Here is a 17260-nt window from a genome sequence, read left to right on the forward strand (position 1 = left end):
GCGTTCGTTTTTTCAGAAAATCCAGTAAAGGAAAAAGCCGTAGAGGAGGAGCAGGGAAATGCCCACCTCCCTTCCGATTGCCGTGTTCTTTTTCATGAACGGCACGACAAGCGCGCTTATGGCAATGGCGAACGGCAGTTGAAAGCCCGTTATTTCGGGGCTAATGGTAAGCGGCAGGATTGAAGCGGTCAGCCCCAGAATTACTATGTTGAACAGATTGCTGCCGACCAGATTGCCAACCGCGATTGAGTATTCGCGCCGCGCAATCGCCGCAAAAGACGCGGCGAGTTCCGGCAAAGAGGTGCCCACCGCCACCGCGCTTGCGCCGATTGCGGCTTCCGGCACTCCGGCTCTGAAACCGATTCCGCTCGCGCCCTTAACAACCAAATCGCTTCCAAACGCGAGCGCGGCAAGCCCCGCCACGGTGATGAACAGAACAAACCCGTTTCCACGGCTCTGAAACTTTTCGGGCGCGTGAGCGCTGGCTTTGCCCGCGCGTCTCACATACAGATATATGACAAGAGGCACAAGAAGCACAAACACCACGCCGCCCTCCCCTCTGCCGAGCATGCCGTCTCCGCACAGGAATATAAGAACAACCAGAAAAACAAACGCCAGAATTGTTTCCGCCCTGAGACCCTGATGAGTCCGGATTGGAAAAATAGCCGCACTTATTCCCATTATAAGGCAGATGTTTGAAACGTTGCTGCCTATGATGTTTCCGGTCGCTATGTCCGCCGCGCCATTGAATGCGGCTATGAGGCATATCAAAAGTTCAGGCAGAGAGGTGCCGATTGCTATGACAGTCAATCCGGACACGACCGGGCTTATGCCCAGTTTTCGTGAGAAGAGCGAAGCGCCTTCAACCGCCGAGTCCGCACCGACCCACACACCCGTGATGCCCGCGATGAGCAGAACTACTTCAAAAATCAATGAATCCGCGAAAAACATCTTCCAGAGATATGGAAAGGGCAAAACCTTCCGCTTCGGGAGTATAAACGCGGTTTTTTAAATGGAAAGGACGGTGCGCCGTCCGCTTTGTTGAAATTGATTTTCAAATTGTATATTTTTCCCGCTGTGGCTTGGAGATTCAGACGCCTGTTTCTCACAACTTTTACAAAAAAACCACAGGAGGATTTCGGCTATGCGCCTTTTATTTAAACCACGTGACAAACAGTATGTTGGAGGTGGAGATTTGCCTTTTGGCACATTTGACGACACAACACAGTGGCAACCGGTTACAAAAAATCTTGAAAATGGAGCCGCGGAGTTTCCCGACAAGGATATGTTCAAAGTCGGTGACAGAGATGGCAACATCGTTAAAAGTTTCACATACAAAGAGGCCAATGAACTCGCGAACAAAGTTGCCAACGGACTCATAAAAGATTTCAAAATCAAAAAAGGCGACAAAGTCGGCATGTATATGCTTAACTGCGCCGAATACGTTCTTTCCATCATTGCCGCGCACAAATCGGGTGCCGTTCAGGTTCCAATAAACAAGGACGAAAAAGGCGAGCGCCTCGCGTATGTCATCAACTACTCTGAAATGAAAGTGCTCGTGATAGACGGCGGAAGCATTCCGTTTCTTGAGGAAATCGCCGACAGTCTTGAAAATCTTCAAGCGATTTTTGTTGTCTCCGAAGGGGACGACAAACTCCCCTCAAAGATAGGAAAAGCAAAGGTTCACCCGTTTTCCGTTTTTGACGGTTCGGACACTAAAAACCCCGGAGTCGAGGTTTCGGTGGAAGACATGGAAAGGTGCATGTTCACCTCTGGCACAACCGGAATGCCTAAAGGTGTCGCCAGAGACCACGGCGGGGTTGTTATGACGGTTCGCTCATACATACAGCAACAGGGAGTCCGCAACGACGATACTCTCATGAGCATTCTTTCGCTCGGTCACGCCAACGCTCAGGTTATGTGTTTGTTCAGCGCTATGGGCGCGGGCGCGACCGCGGTGTTTTTCCCGCGTTTTTCTGCTTCCAATTTCTGGAAATGGGCCGCGGGTTGCGGCGCGACTTCGGTCAACATGCTGGGCGCGGTCGCCGAATATCTCTGGTCCGCCCCGCAAAGCGAATGGGACGCCAAACACAAGGTAAGAATTATGCTCGGCTCTCCGGCTCCGCGCGATCTTGACCAGTTTCAGCAGAGGTTCAACGTCAGGGTCATAGACGGCTACGGTTCAACCGAGATGGGAATGGTTCTCTGGAAAGACCCCGAAGACCACCGCCCCGGTTCTTCCGGTTTTCCGATGGAGGGCTACCACGTTGAACTCAGAAATCCGGACAACTCGGACGAGTCTGTCAAATACTTCTGGGATCCGTCTGACGACATCACTCCGCCGGACGAGGCGAAGGGGCTGCTTTTCATCAAACCGCTTGTCGGCCACACCACTTTGAACGAATACTTCAAAGACGAGAGGCGCACAATAGAGGCGTTTGATGACGAAGGGTTTTTCAATTCGGACGACCTTTTTGCCATGGGCATTGACGGCAGATACTACTTCGCCGGCAGATACAGCAGAATCAGGGTGTCGGGCGAGAATGTTGACCCGGTCGCCGTTGCGGACGAAGCGATGCAGTATGCGGCGATCCAGGAGGCGATTGCTGTCGGTTTGCGGCTTCCCAACGTTTCCGATGACGAGATTAAACTGTGCCTGACTTTGAAAAAGGGCGAGACCTTTGACCCGGTTGATTTCTGCAAATGGATGGCGGAAAGGGTTATGGTCGCAATGGTTCCGAGATTTATAGAGGTCTACGAGGACGGTTTCCCCGTAACCGCGACCCAGAAGGTCAAGGTTGCCGAAATAAAGGAGATAACCGACAAGACCTGGGACAGAAATGAAGCGGGTCTCAAGTTCAGCGCGAGAAAGTAATCCTCGGGGGACTTTCACAGACAGAAGTTTTATGCGGCTTGCGCTCCGTGAGGCGGAGTCCGCCGCAGACAGGGGCGAGGTGCCCGTGGGGGCGGTTGTAGTGGACTCCGGGGGCGGTGTTGTCGCTTCGGCGGGCAATGAAAGAGAGTTGCTTGGCGACCCTACCGCACACGCCGAACTGCTTGCCATAAGGCGCGCGGCGGAGAAAACTGGCGACTGGCGGCTGGAGGGTTGCGTTCTGTATGTTACGCTTGAGCCGTGTATAATGTGCATGGGCGTCGTCGTTAATTCACGCGTTGATACGGTGGTTTTCGGTGCGTATGACCCGCAGGGCGGCGCGCTTGAAAGTAACTACGGAATCGGAACGGGCGGCGTGGCAAATCATACGGTTGGATACAGGGGAGGGGTTCTGGAAGAGCAGTGTTCGGAGACGCTCCGGCGGTTTTTTCACAACTTGAGGGAGAGCCGTTCCGGCCGCGCACTGTAAAAAGGAGTTGAAAATGGCGCTTGATTTTGAGCTCAGCGATGAACAGAAGCTTTTTCAGGAAACTCTGGCGGATTTCTGCGCAAACGAGATAGAACCGCTGGTTGAAGAGCACGAAAAAGAGGAGAAGTTCCCCGAACAGATATTTCCAATGCTCGGCGAGATGGGATTTCTCGGGATTATGTTTCCCGAGGAATACGGCGGGGTTGGCATGGACAAGGTAACCGACTGCGTTTTTGCCGAAGAGATGGGGAAGGTGTGGTCTGCGGCGGCGATGTCTGTGAACGCGCACATAGGACTCGCCTGCTTTCCGATTTACAAGTTCGGAACCGAAGAACAGAAACAGAAATATCTGGTTCCGGGGCTGAAGGGCGAAAAAATAGGCGCACTTGGGCTCACCGAGCCCGGAGCCGGTTCGGATGCGCGGAGCATCAGGTCTCAGGCGGTCAAAGAGGGGGGTAAATACATCCTCAACGGTGCCAAAACATGGATAACAAACGGCAGCATGGCGGATTTTTCCGTTGTTGCCGCCTATACGGATAAAACAAAGAAGGGAGATGGGATAAGCATATTTGTTGTTGAAAAGGACTCTCCGGGCTTCAGCGTCAGCAACAAAATACACAAACTCGGGCACCGCGCCGCCGACACGGCGGAACTTATTTTTAAAAACTGCGAAATTCCCGAGGAAAACCTTCTTGTGGGAGAGGGTGGATTCGGCTCCGCGATGGAAACTCTGCTCGGCGCGCGCATAACCCATGCGGCAAAGTCTGTGGGCCTTGCGCAGGCGGCTTTTGAATACGCCCTGCAGTATTCCAAAGAGAGGGAAACCTTTGGCAAGCCCATATCCAAGCATCAGGAAATAAGCTCCAAACTCGCCACAATGGCGGTCAAAATAGAGGCGGCGCGCAATCTGGTCTATAAAGCCGCGTGGCTTTATAGCAATGAAAAACCCGCGCTCAAAGAGGCGTCAATGGCAAAACTGTATTCCGCGGAAGTAGTCCAATGGGTTTCAAGCGAAGCCATTCAAGTGCTCGGCGGATACGGATACAGCGTGGAATACAAGGCGGAGCGTTTCTTCCGTGACGCGCGCCTGTCGTCCATAACCGAAGGGACTTCTGAAATTCAGCGTCTTGTCATCGCACGCGAAATCGGATGCTGACAAGTTTCTATCTCTCAAAACCTCAAAAAAATTAAACTGTTGACTTAAACCCGCTTTTTCTGTTAGAAGAACACATAACTTACTTAAGGAGGTAAGGAGAAATGGTAGTTGAAGGACTGTTAGGTTACGTTCTCCTGTTAGTGGGGTTTGTTTTCTTTGCAAACGGAATGACCCTGCTCGGAAAGACAGGGGCGAAAGAAGTCGGGGTTCTGAACCTCGGTGTCGCCGTCCTTATAGCGATAGCGGCTTGGAAATTGCATGCGGCAGGTGTGACTGCGGCTACGGCGCTGGTTTCGGTTTTCGCTCTTATATACCTGTTGGTATATGCGGTGTTCGTTCACGGGCATGACGCCAAGGGACTTGGTTGGTACTGTCTGTTTGCGACCATAGCTTTCGTGTGGTACGCACTCAAAGTGTTCCCCGCGAGCATGGACCCCGCTGGAGTTGGAATGTTCGGCGTTTTTTGTCTTGCTTGGGCTTTTCTTACTCTGCTTTGTTTCTTCGCCTTTGCTCAGGGCAAAAACATCGGAACCACAATAGGGTATGTCTTCATTATTGAAGCGTTTTTAACTCTGTTGATTCCGGGAATGATGCTTCTTTCAGGTGCTTGGAAACCGCTTACAGGCGGCGTCTAAGTCAGCGAAAAAAGAAAGTTTTTCCCTTCGGGGAGAGCTATATAAAAAAAGGGAAGATTCGCTTCGTGCGGATATTCCCTTTTTTTTGTCTTGAACCCGACTGTGTGAGGGCGTGTGTGATATAGTTTGCATTGAGTGATGGCTATAAAAGTAAAAGTTGTCCGACAGCCTGAGTTCAGTTTTTTTGAGCGTCTGCAGTTTCCGCAAATCCTTACCGGGCTTCTTATAACCTTAAAAAGCATTTTCCGTTCAAAAATAACGGTCAGTTATCCCGATGAGATAAAGGAGCTCCCGCCGAACTACCGCGGACTTCACGAGATGCCCGCGGATGACGACGGGGAAATCCGGTGTGTTGCCTGCAAACTGTGCGAAGTGGCTTGCCCAACACAGGCGATTTCAATAGTCAGCGAGCCGGCGGGGGACTACGGCATTGAGCGCAGACCGTCCGTTTACAACATAGATTTTATGCGTTGCGTTTTCTGCGGTTTCTGTGTTGAAGCGTGCCCGTGCGATGCTTTAAGAATGGGAATGGAGTATGAACTCGCCTCCTACAACAGAGCGGGGCTTGTTCACACAAAAGAGGTCTTTTTCAAGCCGCATCTAAAAAGTGATGCCCCGAGAGACAACGCGAACTTTCTTTACCAGTGCATGAAGGGGAACATCATTGACGACCCGGAAGAAATTGGAAAGGTGAAGACTCTGGACGGCTCCTACCGTTCGGCGGACGACTCTGCGGGTAACGGCAAATCTTCAATAGCCGGATAACCGGTTTTGTTTCTCAAACTGAGCGTGCCCGCGAGAAGCGGCTTGAGTTGCGATCTTTGCACTGAGGCGTGTATTCCGCCGTTTTTCAAGTAAAAATCCGGAGTCATGGTTTCGGGGTTTACGCCTCTGCCTCCGCTGGTCAATTTCACAACCCTGTCTCCGGCAAATGCTATTATGGATTTTTGTTCGGCGATTATGAAGTCTCCCTGAACCGCGTAGCTGGCAAGCGCACCGCCCGTTGTCGGGTGGGCGAGAACCGATATGTATGAAAGCCCGGACTCTTTGAGTTTCAGAATCGCGGAGATTGTTTTCGCCATCTGGTAAAGCGCGACCGTTCCCTCCTGCATTCTTGCGCCTCCACTTGTTGTTATGGAGACAAGGTCAAGGTTGTTCTGTATGCAGTAGTCAACAATTACGCGCATTTTTTCGCCGAAAACCGCGCTCATTGAACCGCCCATGAAACGGAAATCACAAATCGCGACCCCGACCGGACGGCCGAATATCGCGCCGAAACCCACAATAAGCGAATCTTTTGAGTTGGTTTTTTCCGCCATTTTCTTTCTCGTTTTTGAGTAGTCCGCTATTTTGAAGTCGTGAGATATGTCTTCAATGGTCAAATCCGGGCTTATTTCACGGAAGGTTTCCTCATCAAACAGAAATTTGATGTAATCATCCGAGCCGAGAGATTCAGGTTTGTTGCAGTAAGGGCACGAGAACAGGTTTTCCTCAACCTCTTCCCGGGCGTAACGGTTGTGGCATCCGGCACGGACTATGTTTCCTTCCGCGTCCTTTTCATCGTTGCAGAAAAACGGCTCCGCCCCGTAAATGGCAAGCTGAATAGCCGAAACTTCCGGAGTTTTCGGAGAAGAAAGCCGTGAGGGTAGCAATGACTTGATTTTTCTGGTGATGACGTTGTAAAAACCGGATTTTTTCTCCATGCGTCCACACATGTTTATGCTGTCTCTGAGGTTGTTTTTCAGTTCTTCAACGTCTTTTTTCTCCATATTCTTAATTGCTTTCGCAAGTCGGTTTTCAATGTTTTTCACCACTTCGTCGGTGTAGTTCTTGCCGCCGACTTTGGGTTCTTTGATTATGTCGTCAATAATTTTGTATTTCAGCATGTGATTCGCGGTGGGCTGAAGAACTTCAAGGGCTTCCGCAACCTTATCCGAACTTCTGAACAGAATCGCCGAGCACCCTTCGGGCGTGATAACAGAGAACTCCGCTCTTGAAAGCATAAGCCTGCAATGGGCGAGTTGAAGGGCAATCGCGCCGCCGCTTCCGCCGAGCCCTATAATTGTTGAAATCGAGCGCGTTGCCAGCGAAAGCATCTTCGCCTGACACTCTGAAATGAGCCACGACTGCAGTTTTTCCGCCGAATACTCGTAAGGGTCTCCGCCGACCGTGTCTATGAAGGTGTTGAGAATAATTCCGTTTTTTTCCGCGTATTCCATCATATTGATTGAAATCGCGTATCCGTCCGCTTTGACCATTCCGTAGTTCATCGTCGTGCGCTCTTCCTCATTTGAAGGTGTCTGCTGGGCGATGATTGCGACCTTTTTGCCGTTCTTTTTGAGGATTCCCACTCCCGCGATAATTGTCGGGTCGTCCTCTATTTTCATCTTTTTTCCGGTGGGCGATTTAATGTACTTTGAAAACCCCTCCAGTTCATTCCAGGGGGTAAACTCCGAATAGATAAGGTCTATGAGAGAGCCGGCTTTGATTCTATTCTGCGACTTTGCCTCTTCATGCGCTTGAACCGCTTTGGAAAGGCTTGAACCGCCCTTTTTCTCCTCACTTACAATCTTGAGGCGGGCTTCGGAATCAAAATCTTCGGAGGTTTTTTTTGTTTTGCTGTCAGACGTTGAAGGATTGGCCACAACCGCACGACCCCTTTGAATTTGGATTGCTTATTGAAAATCCGGTTCCGTTCAGTCCCCCCTGATATTCAAGACTGGAGCCTTCAAGGTATTGGAAACTGATGCCGTCAACAACTACCTTAACGCCTTCTTCCTCAAATACCTTGTCGGAGTTTTCAAGTTCGTCATCAAACCCCATTTCGTAGGAAAATCCCGAGCATCCGCCCGGCACAACCCGCACCCTGAGGAAACCATCCGGCATATTTTCGGCTGAAAGCAACTTTTTAATCTCTTCAGCAGCCTGTTTTGTTACCCCGAACATAGCAATTCAAACCTCCCGTCCACCCTGCGCGGACATCAGGATTATACATCAGAGAGTGCCGTAAAACAATCGCCAAAACTGCGGACACACAGTATATTTTCTGAAATGAAAAGCGAAAAAGCATTTTTGATAATTGATTCAAGCGAGAACAATCCCGACCTTCTTTACGCGATTGGGGGGTTTTTCGTTCCCGACCCGGTTGTTTTTATCAGGCACAAAAACCGCAGTTTTCTGGTCTTGAGCGATCTGGAACTTGCGCGCGGCAGAAAGGACGCGGCAGTTTCCGCCGTGTTGCCGCTTTCCTCCTACACATCGCAACTGAGAGGGGCAAAGAAACGCTCACTTGCCGATGTTGCCGCTCTTGTATTGCGGGAAAAAGGGATTTCACGCGTGGAGGTCCAGAGAACCTTCCCCCTGGCGTTTGCCGAATCCCTCAAAAAAAACCGCGTAAAGGTTTCGTGTTGCGATGGAGGCATGCTGTTTGAGGAAAGAATGAGGAAAACCCAGCACGAAGTTTCACTTATCCGCGCCGCGCTGAAAGACACCGCTTCGGCGCTGAAAACCGCGATTGATATGATTTCCACCTCTGAACCCCGTAAAAACGGAGTTCTTTTTCTACACGGCAAGCCGCTTACCTCGGAGCGTATACGGCTTTCCATACACACCGAGCTTGCGGGCAAGGGCTACGGCGCTTCGGGAACAATAGTCGCCTGCGGCGAACATTCCGCCATGCCCCACCACTCCGGCGAGGGCCCGGTTTTCGCTAACCATCCGGTCGTTATTGACATTTTTCCGAAGTCCGCGCACGGATATTACGGGGATATGACCAGGACGGTGATAAAGGGCAGTCCCTCGCCTGAACTTGCTCGGATGTATAAAACCGTTTTGAAAGGACAGAAGATAGCAATTGGTATGATAAAACACGGCGTAAAATGCGCCGATATTCACAACGCGGTTTTGAGTTTCTTTGATTCCGAGGGTTTTGTGACTGAGCGCGGGGAAAATCCGCGCGGTTTTATACATTCAACCGGGCACGGTCTGGGAATGGGGCTTCACGAGCCACCGGGCATCGGTCCCTCGGGCGGGGTTCTGAGCAAAGGCAATGTGGTTACGGTTGAGCCGGGGCTTTATTACGAAGGGGTTGGGGGCATACGCATTGAGGATGTTGTTTTTGTAACAAAAAAAGGCTGTGAAAACCTTACAAAATGTCCAAAGGTATTTTCACGCTGACAGTTCCGCTCGGGTTCAACGCTCAATAAATGAGCCGATAAGTTTCCAGCCATTTTCAAAAAAGTTTCCGGTTTCAGCCGCGCATTTTTCCGAATAGACGCGCTCAGGATTGGACAGTTTGTTTTTCGGGTCATAAAGGGCGAAGGGCACGGGGTCCCGTGAGTGAGTTCTAAGCGATATGGGTGTCGGGTGGTCTGATGTTACAAGCACTTTAAAATCTCCAAACCTCTCCATTGCTTTGAGTGCGGGACCCACAACGCGCAAGTCAAAATCCTCAACCGCACGCACTTTCAACTCTGTTTTGCCCGTGTGCCCCGTTTCATCGGTTGCCTCTATGTGAATCATCACAAGGTCGTTTGTTTCAAGCGATTTTATCGCGTATTGGACCTTGCCTTCGTAATTTGTGTCCAGATAACCGGTCGCTCCCGGCACTTCTATAACTTCCATTGCCGCGCATTTCCCTATTCCCTTCACCAGATCAACCGCCGATATGACCGCTCCGCTCACCCCGTAAGTCTTTTCAAAAGACGGTAGCGCAGGCGCGGTTCCCTCGCCCCACAGCCATATATCGGTCGCGGGCGATTCGCCGTTTTTCTCCCTTTCCCTGTTGACCGGGTGGTCTTTCAGCACGTCTTTCGCGGCGCGCATAAGTTCAACAAGCGCCGCGGCGTCAGCGCCTTTTGGAAGAAAGTCCGCCACCTCTTTGCCGAGAATGTCATGAGGCGGCGTGGACGAGACCGCGCTTTTGCCGTTGTCAATAATGAGCAGATGCCTGTAACTGACACCCGGAAGAAACTTTATGCCGTCAGAGTCAAGCGCGCGCGCGATGTCCTTGATTATTTTCCGTGACTGTTCGGTTGGAATATGCCCCGCGCTGTAATCCTCCATTACGGCTTTGCCGCCTTTGCCGCGAAGGGTTACGAGATTGCATCGGCACGTCAGGTCGGTTTTTTTAAGAGAGATTCCCATTCCCGCCGCTTCCAGCGGAGACCTGCCCGTGAAATGGACGGTCGGGTCGTATCCGAGAACACTCAGGTTTCCCACGTCGCTTCCGGGCGGCAGAGAGGGTGGTATGTGGTTTGTCTCTCCGAACATTCCTGCGTTTTGCGCTATAAAGTCAAGGTTTGGCGTGTTTGCGGCTTCAAGCGGGGTTTTGCCTCCAATCTCATCAAGAGGCATGTCTGGCATTCCGTCTCCCTGAAGAATTAGATATTTCAATTTTTGAACGCTCAGGAGCAGCCCTCGCGCGTTTCCGCCTCTGGCTTGCCGCCGGCTTCAAGTTTAAGCAACTGCTTCTCCGCGTGATATGAGCTTCTCACAAGCGGGCCCGCCTCAATGTGCGGAATGCCCACAATTTTTTCCCCGTAGTTTTTCAGAGACTCAAACTCAACGGGGTGGTAAAAGCGTGAAACGGGAATATGGTCGTGAGTGGGTTGCAGATACTGCCCGATGGTAACAATGTCGCAACCAACCGAATGCAGGTCTTTTAGCGTGGAGGTTATTTCCTCAAAGGTTTCTCCGAGTCCGACCATTATGCCGGACTTTGTAAGCATTCCGTTTCCGCCCTCACGCGTGGAGGTTTCAAGAAGCGTGAGAGAGCGTTCGTAAACCGCCTGCGGGCGCACCGAGCGCAGTTTGCCCGATTGCGTTTTTTGCGGAAGCGCATAAAGGCGCGGCACGGTTTCAATGTTGTGATTCAACACATCGGGTCCTTCAGCCAGAACTGCGCGCAGGGCTTTTGAACTGCCTTTGAAGTCGGGAATAAGGCACTCTATTTTGATTTGGGGAGCCGCGAGGCGAATCTCTTTTATGGTCTGCGCGAAAATTTCAGCGCTTTGCTGATTTTTGTCATCCCTGTTCACGGAGGTTACGACTATGTGGGATATCACGGAGTTATGCGCGCAAAGGTCTTTTATCGCGCGCGCGACTCTTGAGGGCTCGTCCCGGTCAAGTTCTCCGCCTTTTCCCGTCTTTACATGGCAGAACCCGCAACTTCTCGTGCAGGTATCGCCCATTATCATAAAAGTTAAGGTTCCCGCGCTCCAGCACTCTCCGATGTTTGGGCATTTGGCTTCCTCGCATACCGTATGGAGCCCCATTTCGCCGACAAGATTTTTAAGGCGCGAGTAGTTTTCCCCCGAAGGAATTTTCGCTTTCAGCCACGGGGGTTTTGGCGTTTTTCTAACGCTTGCGGACATAGGAGGTCAGGACTGCTGTTCTTCGCTGTCTGTTTTTTTGTTTTCAAGTTTGCTAATTTTTCTGTTTTTGCTTACCAGCGAGATCCAGTTAAGTGAAGAATGCATAAGAGTGAAAACAATTCCCAGCAGAAAAGCAGACCCAACAACCGCCCACATCTGCACGGACGGCAGTTCGGGGACAACGTAGATTTGCTGGGGAATCTTGCTGAAACTCAAGCTCGTAATCTGATTCATCCACGCGTTGCTCAGATAAACAACTGCTCCAAAAGTGACAAAAACCAAAGTCAAAATCAGTTTTAAATATTTCATGGATTTTCTCCATCTTAATAATACCACAAGCGCGTGGGTTTAATTAAGAGTTTTCACTTGCCCGAACTGTTCTGACAGATAGTAAAGCCCCGTGCCGTGAAAGACAGACGGCGACAGGTATTTTCCCAGCAGTTTAGCGGATTCTCCGGGGATTATGAGGTCTAAAAACGCCAAATCCTTAACGGGAAAGGTGTGCACGGGCGAGTCTTTGGAAATTCCGGCTCTTTCGGCGGCGATTTCAATCGCGCTCAAAAGTGTTCCCATTTCGTCTACAAGCCCTATCTCCATTGCCTCACTACCCAGAACAACCCTTCCGTCCAAAACTTCCTTCATTTTTCCCGCGCTTATTTTCCTGTTTTCCACGACTGTGTTTTTGAACTGCTCAAGCGCGGTATCCACAAAGCCCTGAAGGTATTTTCTCTCGCCCGGCTCAATAGGGCGCAGAGGCGAGCCCGCGTCTTTGAGTTTGCCGGTTTTTACGACATCAACTCCTATCTTCGCCCACCTCAACAGTTCCCCGTAGTTTGCGAAAGTCGCTATCACGCCTATGCTTCCGGTAATTGTTCCGGGGTTTGAGATTATGTGCGGCGCGCCGCAGGCGATGTAGTAGCCGCCGGATGCCGCAACATTTCCCATACTCGCGACCACGGGCATTTTTTGTCCGAGTCTTTTTATCAGCGCGTAAATCTCCTGAGATGCCGCGACGCTTCCGCCGGGCGAGTCAATCCGCACGACAACCGCCTTGTAAGAGCCGTTTTTTTCTATCTCTCTGACGGCCTCGGTGTATGCGCCTGAAGAGGTTATGACGCCTTCGATATTGAGCACGGCGATTTTGTCCGTGGTTTCCTCAACCAGCACCACAATCACGCCCACAAGTATAAGCGCGGCAATTATGTAGCGGAGTCTCATTGCTCTGGACTTTTTAATCCTCTTCTTCGTTTTTTACGGCGCCGATTTTGTCTGAAATAAAATCGCCCAGTTTCGCGCCGCTTCCCTCACCCTGTTTGTTGGTGAACTCTTTGAGGATTTCCCTCTCATTTTTCCTTACAAGCATTTCCGCGCTCAAGGTTACAGTGCGGGATTTGTTGTCAATGTTTTTCACAACCCCTGTTATCTCCATGCCCGTTTTGTAGTGTTCACCGTCCCGCCCTCCGTCCGAATCCGCAAGGTCGGAAAACCGTATAAAACCTTCAATGTCGTCATCAAGTTCAAGAACAAGCCCGCCGCGCACCTCTTTTTTGACCTTTCCAGTGAGAACGTTCTCGCCTTTTTTGAGTTTTCTGACCGCCGTTTTCCACGGGTCTTTTTGCAGTTGCTTCACTCCGAGAGACATCTTTTTCCTCACGGGATCGCACCACATCATCATCACTTCAATTTCCTTGCCCTTGTTTTCGCCGTATTCGTCCACGGGGTCAACCTTTTCCTTCCAACTTATGTTATCCGGATGCACAAGCCCGACCACTCCTTCCGCGACCTCAACAAAAACGCCCGCCTCATTTACATTGGCAATTTTCCCTTTTATTCTGGAGTTTTGCGGGGTTTTTTCCGCGAAATCCTCCCACGGGGTCGACTGAGTCTGTTTGTAACTCAGCGCTATCCGCCCGCTATCCTGTCTTATGTCTATAATCTTGACCGTTATTTCCTCGCCGGGTTTTAGAACATCTCCGGGGGTTTTGATGCGTTTCCACGCAACTTCGCTTACGGGTATGAAGCCCTCAATGGTTCCACTTCCGTCCGTCAAATCCACAAAAACTCCGGGCGGTATGATGTTGGAAACAACCCCTTTTACCAGCATCCCCACATCTATCTGTTTTACGAACTCCGCCATCTTTTCCGCTCTTTCCCTTTCAAGCAGTTTTTTTCTGGAAAGAACAATCCTTCTGCCTTCCATCTCAATTATGAGCGCGTCAAAACTCTGGTTCATAACCTTGTCCGCGCCCTGACGGTTTTTTCCTATCAGCACCTGCGAGGATGGAAGAAACGCCTTTGCGCCCGTGCCTTCAATCACACATTCAACGCCGCCTTTTATCCTTTTCGCCGCCTTAACCTTAACAGGCTGCTCGTTTGAAAACGTCTGTTTCAAGTCCTCAAAATGTTTCATAGAGTCCGCATCCGCTTTTGAAATTTTCGGCAGTCCGCGGCCCACTCCTTTAATCAGAACGTCCACGCACGTCCCTTCGGCGACTTCGCAATTGCCGTTTTCATCAACAAACTCTTTGAGTGGAACTATTCCCTCGGACCTCATTCCTATGTTTATGAAGACGTTTTCTTCCTCAACCCGCACTATGGTTCCGTTGACGATTTTGCCGGCGGTGTTTTCTTCGGCAAAGCCGCTTTCGTCAAGCAGTTGTGAAAAACTCTGTGAGTTGTCCGGGGCGGCGGTTTTTTTGGCAAAATCGGTCATGTTTTGAGAACGTTCAAATTCCCGCGCGTAGGCTGTGCGCCCGCGCCTGATTTTTTAAAATGATTTCCAACCTTCAACCAAGTTGAGAATTTTCTCAACAACCTCATCCACACCGAGGTGTGTTGTGTCTATTATCACAGCATCATCGGCAGGTTTCAAGGGAGAGTGCTTTCTCCGGCTGTCCCGCCGGTCTCTTGAAGACAGTTCGGCGGCGGTTTGTTCCAAAGTCGCACCCGCGCCCTCCTGTTTAAGTTCGGCGGCTCTGCGCCGCGCACGTTCGCCTTCCTCGGCGGTGAGAAAAAACTTGTAATCAGCATCTTTGAAAACACGCGTTCCCATGTCTCTGCCTTCGGCTACTATGCTTGTATTTTCGCCGTGCGCGCGCTGTATGAGCCCGAGAACCTCCCGCACTTCCTTAACCTGCGAAAACTTTGACGCATTTTCGGATATTTCAGGCGTTCTTATGTCTGCGCTCACATTCCTGCCGCCCAGTGTAACGGTGTAGGAACTGTCCTCGGAGCACACCGGTAGAATTTCGCAGTTTTTGAGAAGTCTCGAGATTTTTTCGCTTTCTCCAGGTTTCACGCCTTTTTCACGTGCAAGCAGGGCGAAAGTTCTGTATATGGAACCCGTGTCCATATAGCGAATACCGAGTTTTTTAGCCACAATGCGCGCTACCGTTCCCTTGCCGGACGCGCCGGGTCCGTCAATTGTTATCACAATCCTTCCGCGCCCGCTCATTTTCGCGCTCTCAAACCCTCAAGAAACGGAAAAAAATCCCTGAACGAAACCGCCACACATCCAGCGTCCTCAATCCTGCTGTCGCCATCCGCCGCCGTTGCCGCGACACCCAGAGCCATCGCGACCCTGTGGTCTCCCGCGCTTGAACACGCGCCTCCGGTCAAACCGCCTCCGGTTACAAGCATTCCGTCCGGCGTCTCCTCAACGCGCGCGCCGAGTTTTCCGAGCCCTTCGGTCATTGATTTTATTCTGTCGCTTTCCTTCACCCTCAATTCTGCCGCATCCGATATTTTTGTAACCCCTTGCGCAAAACACGCGACCACCGCAATCGCGGGCAATTCGTCTATCGCGCGCGGTATCAAATCTCCATTGATCTCAATCCCTTTCAGAGCGCGTCCGCCTTGGGCCTCTATGTCCGCCACATCTTCGCCGCCGGATTTTCTGCGGTTTGAAATCCGCACGTCCGCCCCCATTTTTTGCAGAATTTCAAGACCGCCCGCCCGCGCCGGATTGATTCCGACATTTTCAATCACCACGCGCGAGTCCGAGTTGATGACTGCAGCAGCGACCGGAAAAATCGCGGAGGATATATCCGCCGGAACCGCCACCTCGCCGCCAGTGAGCTGTTGAGCTCCGCCACCGGACAGCGTTATCGTGTTTCCCTCGCGTCTGACCACGGCGCCGAAATGCCCAAGCATTATTTCCGTGTGGTCTCTGGTTTTTTTGGGTTCTGTGATTTTTGTGTCGCCGTCAGCGTAAAGCCCCGCGAGCAGAATCGCGGATTTTACCTGCGCGCTCGCGACCGGCATTTCGTATTCTATCGCCCGCAATTTTGAGCCCTTTATGGAGACCGGCAGTTTTCCGCCACGCGAGGATATGTCCGCGCCCATCAGCGAGAGGGGCGTTATCACGCGCTCCATCGGTCTTTGTTTCAGGTATTTGTCCCCCGTTACGGTTGATTCAAACCGTTGGGCGCTCAACACGCCCGCAAGAAGCCGCGCAGTTGTTCCCGAATTGCCCGCATCAATGGCTTTTCCGGCGTGCGCAAGGCCGTCGGAAACGGCGGCGGTTTCGCCCGCCGATGTTTCTATCCGTGCGCCAAGGAGCCTCAACGCGTTCTTTGTGGAAACTATGTCTTCGCTGTCAAGCAGGTTGGTTATGCGCGCCCCGCCCCGCGAAAGGCACCCTATTATTAACGCTCTGTGAGAGATGGACTTGTCTGCGGGAACGGTGGTCCGCCCCGTTACGGGACGCCCCCCGCCTGATACTGTGATTTGCGCTGACACTTTTTGCGGGAGCGGGAAGGGTTTTTCTTTACGGGGTTATTATCTTGCCCCCGCTTTTGCCACCCCCTCCTTTCCCATTTTCGGGCGACTGCTTTTTCGCGCGGGATTCAATAAGAGCAAGCAGCCGTTCCTTGAAGTTTTCCTCATAGTCGCAAATTGACGGGACTATGTAGCCCAACAGGGCGATTTGCAAAAGGTATTCAGTGTTGGCGATTATCTGCTGCTGGTCAACCTTGTCGCCATACGCTTTTGAAATGCTCGTGAAAATGTGTTCTCCCATCTCGGCAAGAACCTGTGCTATGCTTTTTGTTCCCTTTGCCTGTTGGTTGGCGGAAACTCCGAGGTTGAACGCCATCATTATGGACGCGGCGAGGTCGTTTTCGGGCGCATTTCCCTCTTTAGGGTTTTCGGTCTTTTCAGAATTTGGCATTTTCTGCTATCATAACAGGCGGGAGCCGCCGTGTAAATCAGGAGCGGGGTGCCAATCCATAGAGTTGAAACCGGCAAACATCATAAAAAAACTCGGACTGAAGCCTCTTGAGAAGGAAGGAGGCTTTTACAGGCAAACCTATGTAAGCCCCGAAACCATTGCCTCCTCCCATCTGCCCGACCGTTACGGCGGGCACAGAAGTTTTTCCTCGGCGATTTACTATTTTCTTCAAAAAGACGAAGTTTCCGTAATGCACAGACTGCTTTCGGACGAGGTTTACCATTTTTACGCCGGAGACCCGGTTCAATTGCTCACCCTGAAGCCCGGAGGCCCGGGGCTGGTATTTCTCGGCAACGACATAATGTTCGGTCAGCATCCGCAGGTTGTGGTTCCGGCGGGTGTGTGGCAGGGAATGAAAATTGTTGACGGCGGTGAATACGCGCTTATGGGAACAACCGTTTCGCCCGCCTACGCCGAAGACGACTTTGAATTGGGCGACCCCGAAAAACTGTCCGAACAGTTTCCCGGGCACTCCGAACTCATAAAAACCCTTTCGCGCTGAA

General features: G+C 51.4%; 18 protein-coding genes. 7 read left to right on the plus strand and 11 right to left on the minus strand.

What is annotated here, in order from left to right; genetic code table 11:
• Positions 1 to 12: 12 nt before the first annotated feature.
• On the minus strand, positions 13 to 975 hold the full coding sequence (locus tag GKS04_01235) for a calcium/sodium antiporter (protein QMU55814.1): 963 nt from the start codon (positions 973 to 975) through the stop codon (positions 13 to 15).
• A 169-nt stretch (positions 976 to 1144) separates the two neighbouring features.
• Here GKS04_01235 and GKS04_01240 point away from each other — a divergent pair, with 169 nt between their 5' ends.
• The 5 genes from GKS04_01240 to GKS04_01260 all read left to right on the plus strand — a co-directional run bounded on the left by GKS04_01240 (position 1145) and on the right by GKS04_01260 (position 5918).
• Positions 1145 to 2875, plus strand: coding sequence for an AMP-binding protein (locus GKS04_01240; GenBank protein QMU55815.1), 1731 nt, complete (start codon positions 1145 to 1147; stop codon positions 2873 to 2875).
• Positions 2841 to 3362 (plus strand): hypothetical protein, encoded by a 522-nt coding sequence (locus GKS04_01245; GenBank protein QMU55816.1) that lies wholly within the window; start codon positions 2841 to 2843, stop codon positions 3360 to 3362. The genes GKS04_01240 and GKS04_01245 overlap by 35 nt, the downstream gene beginning before the upstream one ends.
• Before the next feature lie 13 nt (positions 3363 to 3375).
• Entirely contained in the window at positions 3376 to 4518 is a 1143-nt protein-coding gene (locus GKS04_01250) for an acyl-CoA dehydrogenase (GenBank protein QMU55817.1), read from the plus strand.
• Positions 4519 to 4619: 101 nt separating this feature from the next.
• The gene (locus GKS04_01255) at positions 4620 to 5153 is read left to right on the plus strand and encodes a hypothetical protein (protein ID QMU55818.1); all 534 of its coding nucleotides are present in this window, start codon (positions 4620 to 4622) and stop codon (positions 5151 to 5153) included.
• Positions 5154 to 5291: 138 nt separating this feature from the next.
• The gene (locus GKS04_01260; GenBank protein ID QMU55819.1) at positions 5292 to 5918 is read left to right on the plus strand and encodes a 4Fe-4S dicluster domain-containing protein; all 627 of its coding nucleotides are present in this window, start codon (positions 5292 to 5294) and stop codon (positions 5916 to 5918) included.
• On the opposite strand, the gene GKS04_01265 is transcribed toward GKS04_01260, so the two are convergent.
• The gene (locus GKS04_01265) at positions 5864 to 7798 is read right to left on the minus strand and encodes a hypothetical protein (protein ID QMU55820.1); all 1935 of its coding nucleotides are present in this window, start codon (positions 7796 to 7798) and stop codon (positions 5864 to 5866) included. The genes GKS04_01260 and GKS04_01265 overlap by 55 nt on opposite strands.
• The gene (gene erpA, locus GKS04_01270) at positions 7776 to 8099 is read right to left on the minus strand and encodes an iron-sulfur cluster insertion protein ErpA (protein QMU55821.1); all 324 of its coding nucleotides are present in this window, start codon (positions 8097 to 8099) and stop codon (positions 7776 to 7778) included. Before erpA ends, GKS04_01265 begins: the two co-directional genes overlap by 23 nt.
• Before the next feature lie 105 nt (positions 8100 to 8204).
• Here erpA and GKS04_01275 point away from each other — a divergent pair, with 105 nt between their 5' ends.
• Positions 8205 to 9329 (plus strand): M24 family metallopeptidase, encoded by a 1125-nt coding sequence (locus GKS04_01275; protein QMU55822.1) that lies wholly within the window; start codon positions 8205 to 8207, stop codon positions 9327 to 9329.
• A gap of 15 nt (positions 9330 to 9344) precedes the next feature.
• Here the strand turns inward: GKS04_01275 and GKS04_01280 are convergent, their stop codons facing one another.
• The 8 genes from GKS04_01280 to GKS04_01315 are packed head-to-tail and all read right to left on the minus strand — an operon-like array spanning position 9345 to position 16547.
• A complete protein-coding gene (locus tag GKS04_01280; GenBank protein QMU55823.1) occupies positions 9345 to 10547 on the minus strand; it encodes a cofactor-independent phosphoglycerate mutase in 1203 nt (400 codons plus the stop codon).
• An 11-nt stretch (positions 10548 to 10558) separates the two neighbouring features.
• Positions 10559 to 11527: a lipoyl synthase gene (lipA, locus tag GKS04_01285; GenBank protein QMU55824.1), complete on the minus strand. Its 969-nt coding sequence runs from the start codon at positions 11525 to 11527 to the stop codon at positions 10559 to 10561.
• A 6-nt stretch (positions 11528 to 11533) separates the two neighbouring features.
• Entirely contained in the window at positions 11534 to 11836 is a 303-nt protein-coding gene (locus tag GKS04_01290) for a hypothetical protein (protein ID QMU55825.1), read from the minus strand.
• Positions 11837 to 11875: 39 nt separating this feature from the next.
• Entirely contained in the window at positions 11876 to 12745 is an 870-nt protein-coding gene (gene sppA, locus GKS04_01295; protein QMU55826.1) for a signal peptide peptidase SppA, read from the minus strand.
• 13 nt (positions 12746 to 12758) lie between these two features.
• Positions 12759 to 14240, minus strand: coding sequence for a S1 RNA-binding domain-containing protein (locus GKS04_01300; protein QMU55827.1), 1482 nt, complete (start codon positions 14238 to 14240; stop codon positions 12759 to 12761).
• 54 nt (positions 14241 to 14294) lie between these two features.
• Positions 14295 to 14981 (minus strand): (d)CMP kinase, encoded by a 687-nt coding sequence (locus GKS04_01305; GenBank protein ID QMU55828.1) that lies wholly within the window; start codon positions 14979 to 14981, stop codon positions 14295 to 14297.
• Positions 14978 to 16255, minus strand: a complete 1278-nt coding sequence (gene aroA / locus GKS04_01310; GenBank protein ID QMU56667.1) for a 3-phosphoshikimate 1-carboxyvinyltransferase — start codon at positions 16253 to 16255, stop codon at positions 14978 to 14980. Before aroA ends, GKS04_01305 begins: the two co-directional genes overlap by 4 nt.
• A 40-nt stretch (positions 16256 to 16295) precedes the next feature.
• A complete protein-coding gene (locus GKS04_01315; protein ID QMU55829.1) occupies positions 16296 to 16547 on the minus strand; it encodes a hypothetical protein in 252 nt (83 codons plus the stop codon).
• On the opposite strand from GKS04_01315, the gene GKS04_01320 reads away from it, so the two are divergent.
• Positions 16522 to 17259 (plus strand): hypothetical protein, encoded by a 738-nt coding sequence (locus tag GKS04_01320; protein ID QMU55830.1) that lies wholly within the window; start codon positions 16522 to 16524, stop codon positions 17257 to 17259. The two genes, GKS04_01315 and GKS04_01320, sit on opposite strands and share 26 nt — an antisense overlap.
• Position 17260 lies beyond the last annotated feature (1 nt).

The sequence above is a fragment of the Candidatus Mycalebacterium zealandia genome, from assembly GCA_014075295.1.
Lineage (GTDB): Bacteria > Desulfobacterota_D > UBA1144 > Nemesobacterales > Mycalebacteriaceae > Mycalebacterium > Mycalebacterium zealandia.

What these genes read in the sequence shown, in the direction of transcription:
- GKS04_01240 (QMU55815.1), top strand. Translation starts at nt 1,145, where the DNA reads ATGCGCCTTTTATTTAAACCACGTGACAAACAGTATGTTGGAGGTGGA.
- GKS04_01245 (QMU55816.1), top strand. Translation starts at nt 2,841, where the DNA reads ATGAAGCGGGTCTCAAGTTCAGCGCGAGAAAGTAATCCTCGGGGGACT.
- GKS04_01250 (QMU55817.1), top strand. Translation starts at nt 3,376, where the DNA reads ATGGCGCTTGATTTTGAGCTCAGCGATGAACAGAAGCTTTTTCAGGAA.
- GKS04_01255 (QMU55818.1), top strand. Translation starts at nt 4,620, where the DNA reads ATGGTAGTTGAAGGACTGTTAGGTTACGTTCTCCTGTTAGTGGGGTTT.
- GKS04_01260 (QMU55819.1), top strand. Translation starts at nt 5,292, where the DNA reads ATGGCTATAAAAGTAAAAGTTGTCCGACAGCCTGAGTTCAGTTTTTTT.
- erpA (QMU55821.1), bottom strand. Translation starts at nt 8,099, where the DNA reads ATGTTCGGGGTAACAAAACAGGCTGCTGAAGAGATTAAAAAGTTGCTT.
- GKS04_01275 (QMU55822.1), top strand. Translation starts at nt 8,205, where the DNA reads ATGAAAAGCGAAAAAGCATTTTTGATAATTGATTCAAGCGAGAACAAT.
- lipA (QMU55824.1), bottom strand. Translation starts at nt 11,527, where the DNA reads ATGTCCGCAAGCGTTAGAAAAACGCCAAAACCCCCGTGGCTGAAAGCG.
- GKS04_01290 (QMU55825.1), bottom strand. Translation starts at nt 11,836, where the DNA reads ATGAAATATTTAAAACTGATTTTGACTTTGGTTTTTGTCACTTTTGGA.
- sppA (QMU55826.1), bottom strand. Translation starts at nt 12,745, where the DNA reads ATGAGACTCCGCTACATAATTGCCGCGCTTATACTTGTGGGCGTGATT.
- GKS04_01300 (QMU55827.1), bottom strand. Translation starts at nt 14,240, where the DNA reads ATGACCGATTTTGCCAAAAAAACCGCCGCCCCGGACAACTCACAGAGT.
- GKS04_01305 (QMU55828.1), bottom strand. Translation starts at nt 14,981, where the DNA reads ATGAGCGGGCGCGGAAGGATTGTGATAACAATTGACGGACCCGGCGCG.
- GKS04_01320 (QMU55830.1), top strand. Translation starts at nt 16,522, where the DNA reads ATGCTCGTGAAAATGTGTTCTCCCATCTCGGCAAGAACCTGTGCTATG.
- GKS04_01315 (QMU55829.1), bottom strand. Translation starts at nt 16,547, where the DNA reads ATGGGAGAACACATTTTCACGAGCATTTCAAAAGCGTATGGCGACAAG.